Genomic DNA, 18,329 nt, shown 5'->3' on the forward strand with positions numbered 1-18,329 from the left:
ACTGCATCGTCACGCACCGTGCGCCGGGAAACCGCAACGCCCTTCCGGCATGCGCGGGCGAACCGTCGCCGGCCTCGTATTCCCGCGCGTGCCGAGCAGCCGGCGATAGTCCGCGCGAATCAGGTCGTAGCATTCGCACGCGTGATGTTCGAGGCCATCGCGGTCGAGCACCGTGATGCGGCCGCGGCGCTGCCGGATCAGGCCGGCTTCCTGCAGGTTCCCGGCCGCTTCCGTCACGCCTTCGCGCCGCACGCCGAGCATGTTCGCGATCGTCTGCTGGGTGACGGTCAGCTCGTCGCCGTCGATCCGGTCGTGTGCGAGCAGCAGCCAGCGGCTGAGTTGCTCGCTGACCGAATGGTGCCGATTGCACAGTGCGCTGCGCGAGATCTGCGCCATCGTCGCCTGGCAGGTGTTGAGCAGCAGCCGATAGGTCTGCGGCGACCGCTCGAACTCGGCGCGCATCACGCAACTCGGCACGCGATACGCCATCCCGCCGATCCGCACCTCGACCCGGCTCGACGCGGCGACGCCGCCGACCAGCGTGCCCAACCCGACCACGCCCTCGCGGCCGACCACCGCCACCTCGACCATCGCGCCGTCTTCCATCAGGTGCTGGACCGACATCATCGCCGTCGTCGGAAAGTGCAGATGACGCATCGGCTCGCCGACCCGGTCGAGCATCCCGGCCTTGATCCTGACCAGTTCGAGATGCGGTGCGATGGTGCGGATGCTGTCCTCCGGGAGGGCAGCAAGGATGGCATTCGCCGAGTAGCTCGAGTGAAGATGAAGCATGTCTGTATCCCTTTTATTGTCCGCGCCGCCTGCAGCCGCGTGCACGGAACTCGTTATCGCGATGCGCGCCCGGACATTGACAGCGGTTGCGGCCCACAACCCTGAATCCGACTGACCATCGGCTTGTCATCGCCGGATTGAGTCGACTGTCCCGTTTCGACACGCCAGCCCGAATAAGCGATTTACGTGCCAATAGCCGTCCATCCTTAATATATGAATCACGTCCGATTTAGCGCGCCCGAATAACCGTCCCCAAAATCGAAAAAACGTCTCATTTCCGGACACTCCTCCACGCAACGGACACAGCGCGCATTCGACTGATCAATTCCCGTGCATCGGCCGCGGGCGATCGGGTGACGGTCGCGACGCTTACCGTTCAAATACTTACAGCCGATTTTCAATTGTTTCCGTGATGTGCAGCGCAGCATTTGCCGACGCCGCCACACCTCACACGCTTGTTTCAAACTGTCTCAAATTTGAATCGGGACACTAATTCGAGGCTCTGTCCGCTACCGCACACATCATGCTCAAGCCATTGATCCCAATGAAAAATCAGGCGCTCCCCGTTTATTTGTCAAATAATGTTCAATGGCGCGGGAGCCTTTCGTTGTACGATGCGCCACGTCGTTCGATTGATTCCGGTTCGACATCGAATGACAGGAAAGCGCACCAATCCATTTCCGGACAATTAATCCCTTGAAAATGAATCATTAAATCGGCATAACGTTTGCACTGAACCGCAATCGTCAAACTTTGTGAAATGACGTAATGCGAAATTGCCCGAATTCGATTGCGTGCTAGCCTTTTTCGCCAGTATCGTCATTCCGCTTTCGATCAACACAAGTCCGCACGATCGTGCGAAATCCCCGTTGCGGGATTCGCCGCGACGACGCGCGACCGCCACCCTGCGAGGATGCGCCGTGACTCACCAGGCCCCCGACGCCGTCGCGTATGCGAACGGCATGATCGAGCTTTCCCACAGCTTCGACGCCAACCGGTTTCTCGCGGCCATCGACCGCGACGAACTCGCCACGCTGACGCCCCACCTTCAACTCGTTCACCTGAAATCCGGGCAAGTGCTGTGCGAACCCGGCGAAATGCTCACGGCCGTCTACCTGCCGGTCACGACCGCGATTTCGCTGCAGTACGTGTCGTCCGGCGGCATGACGCTGGAAGTCGCGGAGATCGGCAGCGAAAGCGTGGTCTGCGACGACGTGATCGGCGGCAGCGGCCGGATGCCGTGTCGTGCGCTCGCGTGCCGCGACGGCTTCGTCTACCGGCTCGACCGGCGCGTCTTCGCCGCCGCGTTCGACGCGTCGCCGGTGATTCGCCATCTCGTGTTCGTCTGCGTGCGGCTGCTGATGGCGCAGGTGTCGCAGATCACGTTCTGCAGCCGTCACCACGTGCTCAAACATCAGTTATGCAGATGGTTCCTGCTCGCGTTCGATCGCACGCGCAGCATCGAGATCCAGGTGACGCACAGCATGCTCGCGCAAATGCTCGGCGTGCGGCGGGAGACGGTCACGGACGCCGCCGGCGAAATCCAGAAACTCGGCCTGATCCGGCAATACCGCAGCTCGATCGAGCTCGCGGACCTCGACGGCCTCGAAAAAATGTCGTGCGGCTGCCGCGCGATCGTGCGCGACGAGATGAAGCGCATCCTGTCGGCCGACTCGGGCGTGCCGGCCGCGTCGCGCACGTGATCAACGTGCCGGACCGGGACGGCGCGACGGCGCCGCCCGCGTGCAGGGTCAGCTGTTTGTAGGGTGGCGAACAGAACGCCGTGTCTGCCAATGGTCTACTGATGCCGGACTGCCGGGGGGATGTCAGCGCTTGTCGCGCGTCTGCCCGAGCGGACGACACCACGCACGCCGGAGCAGCACGTGAAAAACGAAATCAGAACCATCCTGAAGCACGTCGCCCATCTCGAAGCCGCGATCGATTCGATCGGTGACGGGGACGACCTCTACGAAGCGGGCCTCTCCTCGCTCGATACGATCCAGCTGATGCTCGCGATCGAAAAGCAGTTCAACATCGAGATTCCCGACGAGATGCTGAACCGCAACCTGTTCCGCAGCATCGACGCACTCGCGGACACGATCGCCACGCTGCAACGCACCGAGCATTCCGCATGAGCGCGCTGCTACCCGAACTCGCGCCCGACAGCGATTCGCATCGGCTCGACGAGGCCGCGCATGCGGTCGCGCAGATCGCCGCCCAGCATGCCGATGCGGTCGATCGCGACGCGCGCTGCCCGGTCGAGGCGATCGAGGCGATGCGCGCGCGCCGCCTGCTCGGCGCGATGGTGCCGACCCATCTCGGCGGCGCTGGCGCGTCGCTGGAAGACATCGCGTCGGCCTGCTCGATCCTCGGCCAGGCCTGTGCATCGTCGGCGATGGTGTTCGCGATGCACCAGATCCAGGTCGCCTGCATCGTCAATCACGCCGCCGACCAGGGCTGGCACAAGCTGTTCCTGCAACAGCTCGTGCGTCACCAGTGGCTGCTCGCCTCGGCCACGTCGGAAGACGGCGTCGGCGGCAACCTGCGCGCGAGCCAGTGCGCCCTCGAAACCGACGGCGGCGGGTTCCGGCTGCACAAATCCGCGCCGACGATCTCGTACGGCGACTATGCCGACGGCATTCTCGCGACCGCGCGACGCGATGCGGACGCGCCGGCTTCCGAGCAGGTGCTCGTCACTCTGCTGCGCGACGGCTATACGCTCACGCGCCGCGGCGAATGGGACACGCTCGGCATGCGCGGCACCTGCAGCAACGGCTTCGTGCTCGACGCGCAAGGCGCCGCCGTGCAATGCCTGCCGGTGCCGTTCGCGAAGATCGCCGAAGAAACGATGGTGCCGGTCTCGCACATCCTGTGGGCCGCGGTGTGGATCGGCGTCGCCGGCGACGCGTTCCATCGCGCGCACCAGTTTTTCCGCGCGCAGGCGCGCCAGACCGACGGCGCACCGTCGCCCGCCGCGCGGCGCATCGCCGAATCGCTCGCGCTGATGCAGGCGATGCAGGCCCGCGTCGACAACGTGCTGCGCCTCCACGCGAACGCGTCGGCCCGCTCGTGGTCGGCCGGCATGGCCTGGGCCGCCGAGATCAATACGCTGAAGACCTACGTGTCGGCAACCGCGCTCGAAGTCGCGCACCAGGCGATGATGATCTGCGGGATGGCCGGCTACAAGCAAGGCACGCCGTTCAGCATCGGCCGCCACATTCGCGACCTGCACGCGGCGCCGCCCCGACCGCCCCTGCCGCCCGGATCACGCGCACCGCCGCGCCGGTGCGCTGACCCTGGCCGAACGGCCAGCCGACGCGCGCCCGCTTGCGGTTACCGCAAACACTGGTTATATTTACAGTACTGTATTTATGAACAGTGAGGTGCGCGATGGAACATCTGGTCCGTATCGTCAACGACACCGATCGCCAAGTGCTGGCGTGGCTGCGTGCGCAGGTCGGCGATGCCCGCGTCGAGCGCGCGGCACGTCAGCTCGGGCATACGCGCAAGCCCTTTCCGTCGGCCGTGTGCCGATATCTGGGCATGAGTGCGCCAGCCACGCTGCGGCCTGCCGCCGCCCGGCCGCGCGCGGCACGCGATTTCTCGGTGGGCGATCGCTACCTGTCGCTGATTCGCCAGCACCTCGCCACGCACACGGTCGGCCGATGAAATGGCGGCGGCTCGCCGCTTCGGTCCCGCGTCCGGCCGGCGCACTCGCGTATTCGCAAGTCCGGCCGGCCGCCGCCGTCGCGCTTACGCGGCCGCCATGGCTTCCCGTACGAGGCGGCCGAGCGTGTCGAACGCTGCCTCGTGCACCGCATCGAATACGCGCGTGCAGGCGAGCCGGATATAGCCGTCGAAACGGTCCGAATTCGAGAAGATCGAACCGGGCGCGATCTTGACGCCATGTGCCAGCGCGGCGTCGAACAACGCATCGGAGCGCACGCCTTCCGGCAGCGCGATCCACAGCAGCATCCCGCCCGGCGGCTGATTCATCCGCGTGCCGGCCGGGAAATGCCGCGCAATCGCGTCGATCGTCACGTCGCGCTGCACGCGCAGCTGTTCGCGGAACCGGTGCAGGTGCCGATCGAACGCGCCCGAGCCCACGAATTCGGCCGCCACGGCCTGCAGCAGCGCGGCGTTGTGCCGGCTGTGCGCGAATTTCAGCATCCTCACACGCGCATGCCAGCGGCCCGCACTCATCCAGCCGAGCCGCATCCCGGGCGCCAGCACCTTGTTGAACGACGGGCAATAGATCACCGTGCCGTCGCAATCCCATGCCTTGACCGGCCTGACCGCGTGCGGCGCCTCGACGAGCTCGCGATAAGGCTCGTCCTCGATCACGGCCACGCCGTGGCGCGAGCACAGCGCGACGAGCGCAGCCTTGCGCTCGTCGGGCATCACGCAGCCGAGCGGGTTTTGCAGGTTCGGCACGACGACCACGGCCCGGATGTCCGGATAGGCTGCCAGCGCCACGTCGAGCGCCTCGATCGACAGGCCCGTCGTCGGGCTTGCCGGGATTTCGAGTGCCCGCAGGCCGAGGCTTTCGAGCAGCTGGATCAGCCCGAAGAAGGCCGGCGATTCGATCGCGATCGTGTCGCCGGGCCGCGCGACCGCACGCAACGCGAGATTCACCGCGTCGACGCCGCCGCTCGTCGACATCACGTCGTCCGGCGTCAGCGTCACACCGTAGGACAACGCGCGTTTGGCCATCGTCTGCCGGAATTCGGGCGAACCGCCGACGGGCCCCGCATCGGTCAGCAACGTGGGTTTGCGCCGCAGCAGCCGGATCGCCAGCGCCTGCAGGCGCTCGGTCGGATACAGCGCGGCATGCGCGGAGGCGCCGCCGAGATTCAGCGCATCGGTCGCCGCGTTCGCACGGTCGATCACGCGCGAGACGCGTTCGTGCAGCCCCGCGAACGGCGGCTCGACACTCAGCGGCGGCCCGTCGCTTTCCGGCAGCGTGTCGAGCATGGCCGCCGCGCGGCGGCGCACGAAGTAACCCGAACGCGGTTTCGCATCGCACCAGCCCGTATCCTCGAGCCGCCGGAACGCCTGGATCGCGGTCGACAGGCTCACGCCGTGCTGCGCCATGCACGCACGGACCGACGGCATCCGGTCGCCGGGCGACAGCGTGCCGGCCGCGATGATGCGGCGGTAATGTTCGGCGAGCCGTTCGTAAAGCGGCTCGCCGTCCATCGGCAAAGGCGTACGGGAAGCGTCGGCGAAAGGCGTCATGCGGACCATCGTGCCCGTGCCCCATCGCGCACGCCAGATACAGATTCGGGGGAAACCCACCGATACAGCAGCGCGAAACCGCCGCCTGCACCGCAACAGATTCCCGTCCCCTGAATCTGTCGTGCGCGCGTCCGTTTCCCTAACCTGATTGCACGCTGTCGCCTCGTCGTCGCGAGGCCGCGCAACCGGAGCAACCGGGAAAAGGAATCGCCATGCGGACGCAACACCTCCGGCTCGACGCCGGGCAAAGCCACTTTGCGTGGTTCGACAAGGGCAGTCAGCTGATCGTGCTGGATGGCGCGCTGGCGGTCACGCTGCGCCACGGCGGGCTCGACTGGCTGCCCGATGCCCCGCAATACATTCGCCGCGAACTCGACGAGGGCGAATGCCTGACGCTCGAAACCGCCGGTCACGTCGCGCTGTCGGCTGGCGGCCGCGGCGTGGTCAGCACGGCGATCGTGGCCCCCTCGGGCCGAAGCAGCATGCTCGCGGTGTGGCGCGACATCCTGCGCCGACTGGCCGGGCGACTGCACGGCGGCCGGCACGTGAACGAGCATGTCTGACATCGCGGCTTGCCCGCCGTGAGCCACGCCGGAAAGTCACCGCATCATCGCGGTGACCGATGAACCCGTGATGTTCCGAGCAATCGTGCCAAGCGAACGTCCCGCGCGTCACCGCCCGCTCCGCCAGCGCTCGATCCACTCGAACAACGCCATCCCGGCCAGCATCGCGACGACGAACCCGATCCCCTTGGCCGACCCGAAGCCGATCGACACGATCGCGGGCCCCGGGCAGAACCCGGCAATACCCCAGCCGATGCCGAACGCCGCACTTCCCGCGACCAGGCGCACGGTAATCGTCCGCACCGCCGGCAGTTGCATCGGCAGGCCGAGCCAAGAGCGGGTCCGGCGCTTCGCCCACGCGAACGCGAACACCGCAACACCGGTCGCGCCCGCCATCACGAACGCGAGCGACGGATCCCAGTGGCCCGCCAGGTCGAGAAAACCGAGCACCTTCTGCGGATCGGCCATGCCCGACACGATCAGGCCGACGCCGAACAGCAACCCCGCCAGAAATGCGAATCCTGCCTGCATGTCAGCCTCCCGCCACGTGCAGCCGCACGAAGACGGTCGCGAAGCCCGCGACCATGAAGGTCGCCGTCGCGACCACCGAACGCAGCGCCCCGCGCGACATCCCGCATACGCCGTGACCGCTCGTGCAGCCGCCCGCGTACCGCGTGCCGATCCCGACCAGCAGCCCGGCCGCGAGCAGTTCAGGCCAACCGGCGTCGATCCGGGGCGTCAGGCTGCTCCCGGCGACGTGCATCGCAACGGGCGCAACGATCATCCCGGCGATGAACGCGACGCGCCAGCCGCGCTCCGCGCCGCCCGCGGTGAGCAAGCCGCCGACGATCCCGCTGATGCCGGCGATCCGGCCGTTGAACGCGACGAGCCACGCGGCCGCGAGCCCGATCAGCACGCCACCGGCCAGCGACAGCCACGGCGCGAAATGAAGCGCATCAACCTGCATCGCGCGCCTCCTTCGCGGTCGCCCCGCAGAACTGCTCGTACAGCACGCCCATCACCGCGACCACGGCCGGACTGTCGAGCGAATAGCGGATGGTCTTGCCTTCCCGGCGGGTACGAACCAGCGCGTTGTCGCGCAACACGCCGAGCTGCTGCGACAGCGTCGGTTGATGGATGTCCAGTCGCGCCTCGAGATCGCTCACGCAGCACTCGCCCTGCGACAGTTCGCACAGCAGCAGCAGCCGGTCGGGATTCGACATGACCTTGAGGAGCGCGCAGGCCGATTCGGCGGCGGCGCGCATCTGATCGGGCGCGGGCAGCCCGGCGGGGAGATCGTCGTTCATCGGAGCGGGAATACGATTAAAGAATGAACATTATATTCATTTATATAATGTTGTATCCCGCTGCTTGCCGGACCGGCAATCCGGCCGCCCCTCCTTCGATCAGGCCTGCCTGCCCGCCATTCCGTCGGCGGCCGCCGCGCGTACCACGCCCGCGCGCACCACGCCGAGCGCCAGTACCGCGACCGCCGCGATCACGCATGGCGCGGCAACGACGGCGAACGCGGTCGACAGCGGCACGCCCATCGCCAGCATCGCGCCGCCCGCCATCGAGCCGACCACCGAGCCGCCGCGACCGATCCCGTTCGCCCAGCTCACGCCGGTCGTCCGGCACTCGGTCGGATAGAACGCGGCCGATAGCGCGTTCGCCCCCACCTGCGAGCCGGATACGCAGAAGCCGGCGGCGAACACCGCGAGCGCGGCACCCCACGGCGACGCGGCGAACACGCCGATCGCCGCGACGCACGCACCGGCCGCCGCATAGCTGCAGGCCAGCACGCGATGCGGATCGAAGCGGTCCATCAGCCAGCCGAGAATGATCGCGCCGAGCGTGCCGCCGACCTGGAACATCGCGGTCACGCGCGCGGCCGTCTGCAGCGTCGCGCCAGTCGTGCGCAGCAGCGTCGGCAGCCAGCTCGACAGCAGGTAAATGACCAGCAGGCTCATGAAGAACGTGAGCCACAGCAGCAGCGTGCCGCGCAGCAGGTCGGCGGCGAACAGCCGGCCGAGCGGCGACCCGGCCGGCTTTCCGGCGGGCGCGATGAACGACGCATGCGCGAGATGCGGATCCGGTGCGATACGGCCGAGCATCGTCGCGATCCGCGCAGACGGCGCGCCCTGGTTGACGAGATAGCGCACCGACTCCGGCAGTCGCCACGCGAGCAGCGGCAGGAGCAGCAGCGGCGCCGCGCCGCCGACGACCAGCACCGCGCGCCAGCCGTGGTGCTCGATCAGCGACGCGGCCGCGAGCCCGCCGAGCGCGGAACCGATCGTGAAGCCGCAGAACATCGTCGTCACGAGCAGCGAGCGACGGCGCGCCGGGCAGTATTCGGACGTCAGCGTGATCGCATTCGGCATCGCGCCGCCGAGCCCGAGCCCGGTCACGAAGCGCCACACGATCAGCTCGGTCAGGCTACCCGCGCTCGCCGACGCGGCACTCGCGATGCCGAAGCACGCGACGCACGCGAGCAGCAGGCGCTTGCGGCCGAACCGGTCGCCGAACGGCCCGAACACGAGCGCGCCGGCCATCAGCCCGGCCAACCCCGCGCCGAATACCGGCGCGAGCCGCGCGGGCGACAAGCCCCATTCCGCGCGGATGACGGGTGCGATGAACCCGATCGACGCGGTATCGAATCCGTCGATCGCGACGATCAGAAAGCACAGGACGACGATCGCGGCCTGAAACGGCGCAATGCGATGCCGGTCGATCCATTCGCTGACGTCGATGGACAGCGTATCGGCCATGATGGTGTCTCCTCCAGGAAGGCGGCGCGCGTCGTCTGTCGTTGAAATGCGCGCCGCCGGAATCGGGCTGAACGGGTGCGCTATGCGGCCGTCTTCAGGCAATCCTCCGCACGCCAGCCGTGCAGCCAGTCGAGCGCGTCGTAGAACTGCGCGTCCGTGCGCCCGACCCACAGCCCGTTGCGCACCTGCCGCTCGACGCCCTTCGCGTGGTAGATCCGCCCCATCTCGCGCGCCGAATACAGCACGCGTGCGGTGCGTGGAATCCGCACGCGTTCGTACAGCGCGAACGCGGCCTCGAAATCGCCGTCGGTCTGCGCAACGGCCGCGCCGAGCGTCACCGCGTCCTCGAGCGCCTGGCACGCGCCCTGCGCGATGTATTGCGTCATCGGATGCGCGGCGTCGCCGAGCACCGTCGCACGGCCCGCGCTCCAGCGCTCGACCGGATCGCGGTCGGCGGTCGCCCAGCGCTTCCATGACGTCGGCCGGTCGAGCATCTGTTTCGGCAGCGGATGGATGCCGTCGAAGTACGACAGCACTTCTTCCTTGCTGCCGTCGCGCACGCCCCAGGTCTCCTGCTCGCGGCTGTGGAACGTGACGACCAGGTTGTACTGGCGCCCGCCGCGCAGCGGATAGTGAACCAGATGGCAATGCGGGCCGGCCCATACGACCGGCGCATTGATCTGCAAATCCTTCAGCATGTTGTCGACCTCGACCACCGCGCGATACACGACATGGCCCGTCACGCGATGCGCATCGCCGATCAGCGCCTGACGGATCGCGGATTTCACGCCGTCGCAGCCGATCACCGCGTCGGCACGATAGCGTTCGCCGTGCTGGTCGATCACGGTCACGCCGTTGCCGTCCTGCTCGAACCCGCACACCTGCGTGCTCGTCCGGAATTCGATCAGCGGGTGATCCTTGACCGCCTCGTAGATCGACAGGTGAATGTCCGCGCGATGAATCACCGCATACGGATTGCCGAAACGGTCGCGATACGCGGCGCCCGTATCGATGCGCGCGACCTCGCGTGCATCGATCGCATCCATCAGTTGCAGCCAGTCGGTCAACACCGCGCGACCGCGCGCTGCCTCGCCGACACCCAGCGCATCGAGCGCGTTGAACGCGTTCGCGGCGAGCTGGATGCCCGCACCGATCTCGCCGATCCGTTCGGCCTGTTCGAGCAGCTTCACGCGAATGCCCTGACGCGCGAGCGCCAGCGCCGTCGCGAGCCCGCCGATACCGCCGCCGATCACGAGTACGCGCCGGCCGTTGTTGATTGTCTCGCCCATGTTCGTCTCCTGCGTCTATGACGCGATTCGTGTTACGCGACGTAGTCCGGTTGCCGCTGCGGTTGTGCGGCCTCGAACGCCGGCTCGTGCCGCGCGTGCTCGACCACCGCGAGGCAGCGCGGATACGCGCTCAGGTCGCAATCCATCCGCAACGCGTTCGCGACCTGCGGCACCAGGCACACGTCGGCCAGCGTCGGCGCGTCGCCGAAACACCACGGGCCCGCGTTCGCGCGGGCCAGCAGCCGCTCGACGCCGGCCATCCCTTCCGCGACCCAGTGCCGGTACCACGCACTCTTCTGTTGCGGCGTGACCTTCAGCTCGCTGTCGAGATAGCGCAGCACGCGCAGGTTGTTGACCGGATGGATGTCGCACGCGATCAGCGCGGCGAGTTCCAGCACGCGCGCCCGGCGCCGCGGTTCGAGCGGAATCAGCCGAGGCGTCGGCTGGATCTGGTCGAGGTAATCGAGGATCGCGAGCGACTGGCCGAGACGGAAATCGCCGTCGGTCAGCGCCGGCACCGCGGCCGACGGGTTCACCTGCGCGATGTAATCGGCGTCGCGATGCTCGCCGGTGCGGATGTTCACCGGCAGCGTGTCGTACGGCAGCCCTTTCAGCGCGAGCGCGATGCGCACCCGGTAGGAAGTCGAACTGTTGAAGAAGCTATGCAGTTGCACGATGTGACCTTTCGAGGAAAGCGACGAACGGGCGTCAGACCACACGCACGGTCAGCTCGCCGAGACGCTCGACGCCGACCTTCATCACGTCGCCCGCGACCACCGGCCCGACCCCTTCGGGCGTGCCGGTAAAGATTACGTCGCCCGGTTCGAGGCGGAAGAACTTCGACAGGTCGGCCACCGTTTCCGCGACCGACCAGATCAGGTGCGACACGTCGCTCTTCTGCCTGGTCGCGCCGTTGACGGTCAGCCACAGGCCGCCCTGCTCGACATGTCCGACGTCGCTCGCCCGATGCACGGGCCCGAGCGGCGCCGAACGGTCGAACGCCTTGCCGATTTCCCACGGCCGCCCCATCTCGCGCATCTTCATCTGCAGGTCGCGGCGCGTCATGTCGAGGCCGACCGCATAGCCCCACACGTGGTCGAGCGCGCGTTCGAGCGGAATGTCCGAACCGCCCTTGCCGATCACCGCGACGAGTTCGGCTTCGTAGTGATAGTTCTGCGTCTGCGACGGATACGCGAGATCGAGCGTCTCGCCGTACGCCACCGGCACGATCGAATCGGCGGGCTTGCAGAAGAAGAACGGCGGCTCGCGATCGGGATCGAAGCCCATCTCGCGCGCATGGGCCGCGTAGTTGCGGCCGACGCAATAGACGCGGCGAACCGCAAATCGGGCATCGCTGCCGGCAACGGGCAGCGCTACCGGCGCTTCGGGCGGGAATACGAAAGTCATGAACGGCTCCAGCGTAGACATGAATGAAGGGGCGCGCGCCGCGACTTCGGCGGCGCGCGGAAAACGGATCGTGGACGGCCGCCGGCGTCAGTCGCGCGCTTCGCGCAGCAGGTTCAGCGCGGACAGCACGGGCCGGTCGGAATAGCTGAACAGCACGCTGTCGGACGACGCCGACAACCGCACCGGCGCCCACGACGGCGCGACGAAGATGTCGTGCGGCGCGAACGCGAACGTCTGGTCGCCGATCAGCGCGGCGCCGCTGCCTTCGACGACGCAATAGATCGTCGCGTCGGTGCTGCGATACGTGCGGCCGTCGAAGCCCGCGGGCAGGAACTGCATGAAGGTGGCGATGGTCGGCATCGGCCAGCCGCCCGTCGCGGGGTTCACGTAGCGCAGCTTCACGCCGTCCCACGCATCGAGTTCGCCGTTCCGGTACAGCGCGTCGAGCGCCTCGCGGCTGCGCGCATACGGATAGCTGAACACCGGCGACGTCGGATCGCTCACGCGATGCCGCACCGGCACCATGTTGTGACCGAAGCGCGCGAAGCTGTCGCCTTCCGGACGATTCACCGGCTGCACGGCTTCCGGGAAGTTCTCCGCGAAACCGGCGTCGAGGTGCGCGAGCAGCGGGATGTCGAGCCCATCGAGCCACACGACCGGCTCGCCGCCGTCTTCCACCGACGGATTGCCGTGGTCGTGCCACGCCCACGACGGCGTGATGATGAAGTCGCCGGGATGCATCGTCGTGCGCTCGCCGTTCACGGCCGTCCACGCGCCGCGCCCTTCGACGATGAAACGCAGCGCCGACTGCGTATGACGGTGGCTCGGCGCGATCTCGCCCGGCAGGATCAGCTGCAGCCCCGCGTACAGGCTCGGCGTCATGCTCGACTTGCCCGGCAGCCCAGGGTTCTCCAGCACCAGCACGCGACGCACCGCTTCTTCGGCGCTGATCACGCTGCCGGCCTGCATCACGAGGTCGCGTATCTGTGCGTACTTCCAGATCGCGGCCTGCGCGGCCGGCTGCGGCGAGGTCGGCACGAGGTTGTGCAGCGATTCCCACAGCGGCGCCAGGCGCTGCTCGGCGATTCGTGCGTAGTAAGCGGCGCGTGTCGCGTCCGGATGGGTCGTCATGATGTCTCCTGCGGGTCGGCCGATCGGGTCGGCGCTATGTCGGGGCGGGGACCGTACTGCAGTCCGTCAGCAGATTTATATTCGACGCAGACATACCCGGTAAAATGGTCAAATCATCTGATCCATATATTTCTGGATATACCTTCTCGCGACGAGGCATGCAATGGACTGGACCCACCGGCTGCGTCTGCGGCATCTGCAGGTACTGTTGAGCCTGGCCGGCACCGGCAATCTGAGCCAGTCGGCGGTCGCGCTCGCGACCACGCAGCCGGCGCTGTCGAAATGGCTGAAGGAGCTGGAAGAGGATGTCGGGCTGCCGCTGTTCGAGCGGCATGCGCGCGGGCTGCGGCCGACGCCTTACGGCGAAGCGCTGATCGAGCACGCGCGCCGCGTCGAAGCGCAGCTCGACATCGCGCGCGACGACATGGCCGCGTTGCGCGAAGGCGGCAGCGGCCTCGTGACGATCGGCACGTCGGGCGTCGCGGCGGCCGACACGGTGCCGTTCGCGGTGTCGCAGTTGCTGAAACGCATGCCGCGCGCGCAGGTGCGGCTCACCGAAAGCACGATGAACCAGTTGATGCCGCAGCTCGCGCGCAGCGAACTCGATATCGTCGTCGGCCGTTCGGGTTCGACGTCCGTCGATCCTCTGCTGCATGCCGAAGCGTTGTACGTCGATCCGGTCGTGTTCGTCGCGCGGCCCGACCACGCACTCGCCGGCGCGACGTCGCTCGGCTGGGACGACGTGCTCGCCTATCCGTGGATCGTGTGGCCGGCGGGTACGCCCGTCCACAATGCGCTGGAAGCCGCGCTGCACGCCGCCGGCCGCGTGCAGCCGCCGCACTGCGTCGAATCGAATTCGTCGATTCTCAACCTCACGCTGCTGAACAACACCGACCTGCTCGGCGTCGCGTCGCACCGCGCCGCGCGGCGCTTCGCGCAACTGAACGCGATCCGCATCCTGCCGATGGAACTCGAGGGCCAGGGCGCGGTATCGATGTACTGGCACCCCGACAGCGCGAACCGCGCGGCCGTGGCCGCGACGATCGAGTGTCTGCGCGCCTGTGCGGCGCCGCAGGTTGGCGGATGGGAGAAAGTGAAGGTGGAATGAAAGGCGCGGCCCGGCGCGAACCGGACCGCTTCACCGCGACGCCGCACGCATCATGCGCCGTCGCAGGGCCCCGTACCGTCGAGCATCAGCGTGCCGACCCGCGCGGGCACGAGCGGCGTGCGCGGCGCCGGCGGCGTCCAGCCGAACAGCGCCTGCGCGGCCGCGCCGCAAACGCGGCCCTGGCATGCGCCCATCCCGCAACGCGACTGCAGTTTGGCGGCCGTCCAGCCCGGTTCCCGTGCGACCGCATCGAACCGCACGTCTTCGCAACGACACAGCAGCGTGTCGGCTCGCGCGAGCCGGCGGATCGGCTCACGGATCGCGAAGCGCTCGCGCACGGCATCCGCGAATGCCTGCCAGCGCGCGCGGCGTGCGACCAGCGCGGCCAGTCGGTCGGTCTGCCCGGTCGCCGCATAGCCGGCGATTTCGCCTTCGACCATCGCCAGCTCGCTGCCGCCGACGCCCGTGCACTCGCCCGCCGCGAAATACCCGTCGCGACTCGTGCGCTGGTGTGCGTCGACCGCCACCGCGCCGTGCTCGATCCGGCAGCCGAGATGGCGCGGCAGCACGGTATTCGGCACGAGGCCGAAGCCGCACGCGAGCCGGTCGCAGTCGACGTCGAATTCCCGATCGCCCTGGCGGATCCGCACGCGTTCGAGCCGCTGGTCGCCGAATGCCTCGACGACGTACGCAGCGGGCCGATACGCGGCCGTGACGAGCTTCGCGGCCTGCGCGAGCTTCGACGGCCAGCGCCACAGCCCCGCGCCGAAGCCGGCGACGTCGCCCCATGCGGCCTGTTCGAGCACGTGCGACACGCGTGCGCCGGCCTGCCGGGCCGTCGCCGCGCTCGCCAGCAGCAGCGGCCCGCTGCCCGCGATCACCGTGCGCTGCCCGCGCACGTCGAGCCCGTACTTGATCAGCGCCTGCAAGCCGCCGGCACCCGTCACGCCCGGCAGCGTCCAGCCCGGAAACGGCAGCAGCAGCTCGCGCGCGCCGCAGCAGAGAATCAGCGTCCGGAAATCGAGCAGCAGCCCGCGTTCGTCGTCCTCGAGCAGCAGCGTGCCCGGCTGCGTTTCGGCGACGATGCGCGTCGCCGCGAGATGCGTGACGTTCGGCTGTCGCAGCACGGCAAGGCGTTCGGCGGCGGCCGGCGTCGGTGCGGACGCTGCCGGCTGCCGCCAGATCTGCCCGCCCGCGCGCGGGTTGTCGTCGACGATCGCAACCGTCGCGCCGCTGCGCGCGGCGGCTCGTGCGGCCGACAGCCCGGCCGGGCCCGCGCCGACGATCGCGACGTCGACGCTCAATCGTTCCTGATTCATCGCGTGCGCTCCACCTGCATGCCATCGCGGCACAGCGTCTGACACGCCAGCCGGCGCCGGCCGTCGATCGTCATCCGGCATTCCTGGCAGATGCCCATTCCGCAAAACGGCGCACGCGTCGCCCCCGTGCACGACACGCGCGTCATGTCGTCGCCGCTCGCCGCAACGGCGGCCGCGACGGTCGCGCCGTCGGCCACCGTCAGCGCGCGGCCGTCCAGATGAATGATCATGTCAGCCTCCGCCGGGCCGCCCCAAGGAGGCTGACCGCCCCCGCGGGGGGCAGCGAACAAAGTGAGCGTGGGGGTCGTTTCATCTCAGCCTCCACCGGGCCGCCGCAAGGGCGTAGCAGGGAATTCGCAGCGCATCGCTCTGCGCCTGCGTAGCCGGCCGGCTTTGCAAAGCCGGCCGTGGGCGGCTGACGGCCCGCGCCGGGGGCGCCTTGCATGGGACCGGCGTAAGCGCTGAAGCGCCAACGCCGGCCGACGGCGAACGAAGTAAGCGTGGGGGTCGTTTCATGTCAGCGCTCCAGCTACGGGGGACGCGGTCAGGAAGCGTCCCGGCAAATACGGTTCGATCTCGATGGGCGGCCGCTCGCCGGCCATCAGCGCGGCGACGAGCCGCGCGCTGCCCGGCGCGGTCGTCACGCCGAGCCCTTCGTGCCCGACCGCGAGCCATACGCCCGGCCGCGCCGGATGCTCGCCAAGCAGCGGCAGGCCGTCGGGACTCGCGGAGCGAAAGCCGGTCCAGGCGCGGATGCCGTTCAGGTCGGCCAGCGCCGGCAGATAGCCGACCGCGCGGCGCAGCATGCGCGCGAGCACGGGCGGCTCGACCTGCGCGTCCTCGGTGTCGAACTGGCGCGACGAGCCGATCAGCAACTGACCGGTCGGCCGCGGCTGCACGTTGAACGCGACCGACGTGCCGTCGCTCGCGTGCGCGCTCGCCGCATAGCCCAGCTCGACGAGCTGGTGCGACACGTGGCCCGGATAGCGGTCGGTAATCAGCAGATGCCCCTTTTTCGGGCGCAGCGGCAATTCGGGCAGCAGCGTACGCGCCGCGACGCCGTTCGCGACCACCACGCGCTCCGCGCGCAGCACGTCGCCGCTTGCGAGCGTCACGCTCGGGCCATCGACCGCGACGGCCCGCTCGCGGCGCACCGTGACGCGCGGCGTGCGCTGCAGCAGCCAGTTCGCGGTGACGGGTGCGTAGAGAATCGCGTCGCCCGGAATCTTCAGCGCGCCGCCGAGGCCCGCGCGCAGCATCGGCTCCAGTTGCGCGAGCGCCGCCGCGTCGATCAGCTCGCCGGCCACGCCGTGCGCGGCGAGCGTCGCCTGCTTCGCGCGCGCCAGATCCATCTCGTGCGCATCGGCCGCGAGCCACAGCGTGCCGCAGTTGCGGTATGCGCAGCCGTCGGGCATCTCGCCGCTCAACGCGCGCCACAGTTCGATCGAGTAATGGCTCAGCGCGAGCTCCGCCGCGTTGTCGTCCATCGCGACGAGGTGTCCCATGCCCGCGCCGGTCGCGCCGCCGCTCGCGTCGTCGACGACGAGCACGCGCAACCCGCGCTGCGCGAGTTCGTGCGCGCACGCTGCGCCGACGATGCCGGCGCCGATCACGACGACGTCGGTCTTCGTTTCGCTCACGACCCGATGCCCCAGCCGAACGGATCGTCTTCCTCGATCAGCAGCGTCGCTTCCGCGCTCAGGTGCGCGCTGCCGCGAATCGTCGGCACGATGCCGCCGTCGGCCCGCTCGTAGCTCGCGTGAAACACGCTGCCGATCACGCTCGCCTGCCGCCACACGGCGCCCGGTGCGAGCTTGCCGTCGGCCGCGAGGCACGCGAGCTTCGCGCTCGTGCCGGTGCCGCACGGCGAACGGTCGTACGCGAGGCCCGGGCACAGCACGAAGCTGCGGCTGTCGTGCTCGGGATCGTCGGCGAACAGCTCGATGTGGTCGATCTCGCCGCCGTTCGCGCCGGTGATGCCCGCGCGTTCGAGCCCTTCGCGCACGGCCGACGCATACGCGGTGAGCGCCGCGACGTTGTCGCCGGCGACGCGCTGCCCGTGGTCGCTGATCAGGAAGAACCAGTTGCCGCCCCACGCGATGTCGCCCTTCACGGGGCCGTATCCCGGCACGTCGAGCGCGACGCCCTGCGCGTGGCGATACGCGGGCACGTTGCGCACGCTGACCGACAGGTCGTCGTGCAGCGTCGCCTCGACGGTGCCGACCGGCGTCTCGATCCTGTGCACGCCCGGCGCGATGCGTCCCATGTGATGCAGCGTGCGCACGACGCCGATCGTGCCGTGCCCGCACATCCCGAGATAGCCGCTATTGTTGAAGAAGATCACGCCGGCCGCCGCGTCGGGCGCTACCGGGTCGCACAGCAGCGCGCCGACCAGCACGTCGCTGCCGCGCGGCTCGAGGATGCACGCGGTGCGGTAACGATCGTGCTCGCGCGCGAGCACGTCGCGCCGCTCGGCCATCGTGCCGTCGCCGAGCGACGGAAAGCCGGACACAACGAGCCGAGTGGGTTCGCCGCCCGTGTGCGAATCGATGATCTGGATGCGCTTCATCATGAGCCGTCCGAAGTGGGGAAAGGAGCATAGCTTCCTCCGTCGCGCGTCCGTCCGCTTGTGGCTTTTCGATGAGGACGACGACGAAATCGGCATAGTGCGATGCGCCCCTCCCGCCCCTGCCGGCCGCTGTGCCGATTTCGTC

The 18,329-nt window shown here is 68.5% G+C and carries 20 protein-coding genes; 6 read left to right on the top strand and 14 right to left on the bottom strand.

Translation table 11 applies throughout. The features are described 5' to 3' along the window. Window positions 1-9: 9 nt before the first annotated feature. Window positions 10-792, bottom strand: coding sequence for a Crp/Fnr family transcriptional regulator (locus tag H0X91_RS13870; RefSeq protein ID WP_006494985.1), 783 nt, complete (start codon window positions 790-792; stop codon window positions 10-12). A 920-nt stretch (window positions 793-1,712) separates the two neighbouring features. On the opposite strand from H0X91_RS13870, the gene H0X91_RS13875 reads away from it, so the two are divergent. From H0X91_RS13875 to H0X91_RS13890, 4 genes are all read left to right on the top strand, one after another. Continuing rightward, a complete protein-coding gene (locus tag H0X91_RS13875; RefSeq protein WP_006494986.1) occupies window positions 1,713-2,495 on the top strand; it encodes a Crp/Fnr family transcriptional regulator in 783 nt (260 codons plus the stop codon). A gap of 180 nt (window positions 2,496-2,675) precedes the next feature. Further along, on the top strand, window positions 2,676-2,927 hold the full coding sequence (locus H0X91_RS13880; protein WP_006490451.1) for an acyl carrier protein: 252 nt from the start codon (window positions 2,676-2,678) through the stop codon (window positions 2,925-2,927). Further along, window positions 2,924-4,174: an acyl-CoA dehydrogenase family protein gene (locus H0X91_RS13885; RefSeq protein ID WP_330165485.1), complete on the top strand. Its 1,251-nt coding sequence runs from the start codon at window positions 2,924-2,926 to the stop codon at window positions 4,172-4,174. Before H0X91_RS13880 ends, H0X91_RS13885 begins: the two co-directional genes overlap by 4 nt. An 8-nt stretch (window positions 4,175-4,182) precedes the next feature. Then, a complete protein-coding gene (locus tag H0X91_RS13890; protein ID WP_006488718.1) occupies window positions 4,183-4,461 on the top strand; it encodes a hypothetical protein in 279 nt (92 codons plus the stop codon). 84 nt (window positions 4,462-4,545) lie between these two features. Here the strand turns inward: H0X91_RS13890 and H0X91_RS13895 are convergent, their stop codons facing one another. Next, on the bottom strand, window positions 4,546-6,030 hold the full coding sequence (locus tag H0X91_RS13895; protein ID WP_006488713.1) for an aminotransferase-like domain-containing protein: 1,485 nt from the start codon (window positions 6,028-6,030) through the stop codon (window positions 4,546-4,548). A gap of 212 nt (window positions 6,031-6,242) precedes the next feature. Here H0X91_RS13895 and H0X91_RS13900 point away from each other — a divergent pair, with 212 nt between their 5' ends. Beyond that, complete coding sequence (locus H0X91_RS13900) at window positions 6,243-6,593, top strand: hypothetical protein (RefSeq protein WP_006488712.1); 351 nt, start codon at window positions 6,243-6,245, stop codon at window positions 6,591-6,593. A gap of 108 nt (window positions 6,594-6,701) precedes the next feature. On the opposite strand, the gene H0X91_RS13905 is transcribed toward H0X91_RS13900, so the two are convergent. The 8 genes from H0X91_RS13905 to gtdA all read right to left on the bottom strand — a co-directional run bounded on the left by H0X91_RS13905 (window position 6,702) and on the right by gtdA (window position 13,188). Continuing rightward, complete coding sequence (locus H0X91_RS13905; protein WP_062910512.1) at window positions 6,702-7,124, bottom strand: DUF6691 family protein; 423 nt, start codon at window positions 7,122-7,124, stop codon at window positions 6,702-6,704. 1 nt (window position 7,125) lies between these two features. Beyond that, window positions 7,126-7,560: a YeeE/YedE family protein gene (locus H0X91_RS13910; protein ID WP_062910513.1), complete on the bottom strand. Its 435-nt coding sequence runs from the start codon at window positions 7,558-7,560 to the stop codon at window positions 7,126-7,128. Continuing rightward, complete coding sequence (locus tag H0X91_RS13915) at window positions 7,550-7,900, bottom strand: ArsR/SmtB family transcription factor (protein ID WP_006488725.1); 351 nt, start codon at window positions 7,898-7,900, stop codon at window positions 7,550-7,552. The genes H0X91_RS13910 and H0X91_RS13915 overlap by 11 nt, the downstream gene beginning before the upstream one ends. A gap of 99 nt (window positions 7,901-7,999) precedes the next feature. Further along, window positions 8,000-9,361, bottom strand: a complete 1,362-nt coding sequence (locus tag H0X91_RS13920) for an MFS transporter (protein WP_059723230.1) — start codon at window positions 9,359-9,361, stop codon at window positions 8,000-8,002. A gap of 80 nt (window positions 9,362-9,441) precedes the next feature. Beyond that, the gene (locus H0X91_RS13925) at window positions 9,442-10,650 is read right to left on the bottom strand and encodes a 3-hydroxybenzoate 6-monooxygenase (protein ID WP_080330924.1); all 1,209 of its coding nucleotides are present in this window, start codon (window positions 10,648-10,650) and stop codon (window positions 9,442-9,444) included. A 32-nt stretch (window positions 10,651-10,682) separates the two neighbouring features. Continuing rightward, window positions 10,683-11,324, bottom strand: coding sequence for a maleylacetoacetate isomerase (gene maiA / locus H0X91_RS13930; RefSeq protein WP_006495051.1), 642 nt, complete (start codon window positions 11,322-11,324; stop codon window positions 10,683-10,685). 34 nt (window positions 11,325-11,358) lie between these two features. After that, the gene (locus H0X91_RS13935) at window positions 11,359-12,057 is read right to left on the bottom strand and encodes a fumarylacetoacetate hydrolase family protein (protein WP_006488722.1); all 699 of its coding nucleotides are present in this window, start codon (window positions 12,055-12,057) and stop codon (window positions 11,359-11,361) included. A gap of 87 nt (window positions 12,058-12,144) precedes the next feature. Beyond that, complete coding sequence (gtdA, locus tag H0X91_RS13940; protein ID WP_058903007.1) at window positions 12,145-13,188, bottom strand: gentisate 1,2-dioxygenase; 1,044 nt, start codon at window positions 13,186-13,188, stop codon at window positions 12,145-12,147. Window positions 13,189-13,351: 163 nt separating this feature from the next. Between gtdA and H0X91_RS13945 the strand changes: the two genes are divergently transcribed. Then, entirely contained in the window at window positions 13,352-14,296 is a 945-nt protein-coding gene (locus tag H0X91_RS13945) for a LysR substrate-binding domain-containing protein (RefSeq protein ID WP_006495053.1), read from the top strand. 50 nt (window positions 14,297-14,346) lie between these two features. Here the strand turns inward: H0X91_RS13945 and H0X91_RS13950 are convergent, their stop codons facing one another. The 4 genes from H0X91_RS13950 to H0X91_RS13965 all read right to left on the bottom strand — a co-directional run bounded on the left by H0X91_RS13950 (window position 14,347) and on the right by H0X91_RS13965 (window position 18,184). After that, a complete protein-coding gene (locus tag H0X91_RS13950) occupies window positions 14,347-15,615 on the bottom strand; it encodes an NAD(P)/FAD-dependent oxidoreductase (RefSeq protein ID WP_080330922.1) in 1,269 nt (422 codons plus the stop codon). Beyond that, complete coding sequence (locus H0X91_RS13955) at window positions 15,612-15,845, bottom strand: 2Fe-2S iron-sulfur cluster-binding protein (RefSeq protein WP_006495055.1); 234 nt, start codon at window positions 15,843-15,845, stop codon at window positions 15,612-15,614. The genes H0X91_RS13950 and H0X91_RS13955 overlap by 4 nt, the downstream gene beginning before the upstream one ends. A gap of 282 nt (window positions 15,846-16,127) precedes the next feature. Then, window positions 16,128-17,255, bottom strand: coding sequence for an NAD(P)/FAD-dependent oxidoreductase (locus H0X91_RS13960; RefSeq protein ID WP_058903005.1), 1,128 nt, complete (start codon window positions 17,253-17,255; stop codon window positions 16,128-16,130). Next, window positions 17,252-18,184 (bottom strand): 4-hydroxyproline epimerase, encoded by a 933-nt coding sequence (locus tag H0X91_RS13965; RefSeq protein ID WP_006484864.1) that lies wholly within the window; start codon window positions 18,182-18,184, stop codon window positions 17,252-17,254. The genes H0X91_RS13960 and H0X91_RS13965 overlap by 4 nt, the downstream gene beginning before the upstream one ends. Between the last annotated feature and the right edge of the window lie 145 nt (window positions 18,185-18,329).

Origin of the sequence: Burkholderia sp. 9777_1386, from assembly GCF_015712265.1 — a bacterium.
Lineage (GTDB): Bacteria > Pseudomonadota > Gammaproteobacteria > Burkholderiales > Burkholderiaceae > Burkholderia > Burkholderia cenocepacia.

Coding starts and splice junctions, on each gene's coding strand:
- H0X91_RS13870 (WP_006494985.1), bottom strand. CDS start 792: ATGCTTCATCTTCACTCGAGCTACTCGGCGAATGCCATCCTTGCTGCC.
- H0X91_RS13885 (WP_330165485.1), top strand. CDS start 2,924: ATGAGCGCGCTGCTACCCGAACTCGCGCCCGACAGCGATTCGCATCGG.
- H0X91_RS13890 (WP_006488718.1), top strand. CDS start 4,183: ATGGAACATCTGGTCCGTATCGTCAACGACACCGATCGCCAAGTGCTG.
- H0X91_RS13895 (WP_006488713.1), bottom strand. CDS start 6,030: ATGACGCCTTTCGCCGACGCTTCCCGTACGCCTTTGCCGATGGACGGC.
- H0X91_RS13900 (WP_006488712.1), top strand. CDS start 6,243: ATGCGGACGCAACACCTCCGGCTCGACGCCGGGCAAAGCCACTTTGCG.
- H0X91_RS13905 (WP_062910512.1), bottom strand. CDS start 7,124: ATGCAGGCAGGATTCGCATTTCTGGCGGGGTTGCTGTTCGGCGTCGGC.
- H0X91_RS13910 (WP_062910513.1), bottom strand. CDS start 7,560: ATGCAGGTTGATGCGCTTCATTTCGCGCCGTGGCTGTCGCTGGCCGGT.
- H0X91_RS13915 (WP_006488725.1), bottom strand. CDS start 7,900: ATGAACGACGATCTCCCCGCCGGGCTGCCCGCGCCCGATCAGATGCGC.
- H0X91_RS13920 (WP_059723230.1), bottom strand. CDS start 9,361: ATGGCCGATACGCTGTCCATCGACGTCAGCGAATGGATCGACCGGCAT.
- H0X91_RS13925 (WP_080330924.1), bottom strand. CDS start 10,650: ATGGGCGAGACAATCAACAACGGCCGGCGCGTACTCGTGATCGGCGGC.
- H0X91_RS13935 (WP_006488722.1), bottom strand. CDS start 12,057: ATGACTTTCGTATTCCCGCCCGAAGCGCCGGTAGCGCTGCCCGTTGCC.
- gtdA (WP_058903007.1), bottom strand. CDS start 13,188: ATGACGACCCATCCGGACGCGACACGCGCCGCTTACTACGCACGAATC.
- H0X91_RS13945 (WP_006495053.1), top strand. CDS start 13,352: ATGGACTGGACCCACCGGCTGCGTCTGCGGCATCTGCAGGTACTGTTG.
- H0X91_RS13950 (WP_080330922.1), bottom strand. CDS start 15,615: ATGAATCAGGAACGATTGAGCGTCGACGTCGCGATCGTCGGCGCGGGC.
- H0X91_RS13955 (WP_006495055.1), bottom strand. CDS start 15,845: ATGATCATTCATCTGGACGGCCGCGCGCTGACGGTGGCCGACGGCGCG.
- H0X91_RS13965 (WP_006484864.1), bottom strand. CDS start 18,184: ATGAAGCGCATCCAGATCATCGATTCGCACACGGGCGGCGAACCCACT.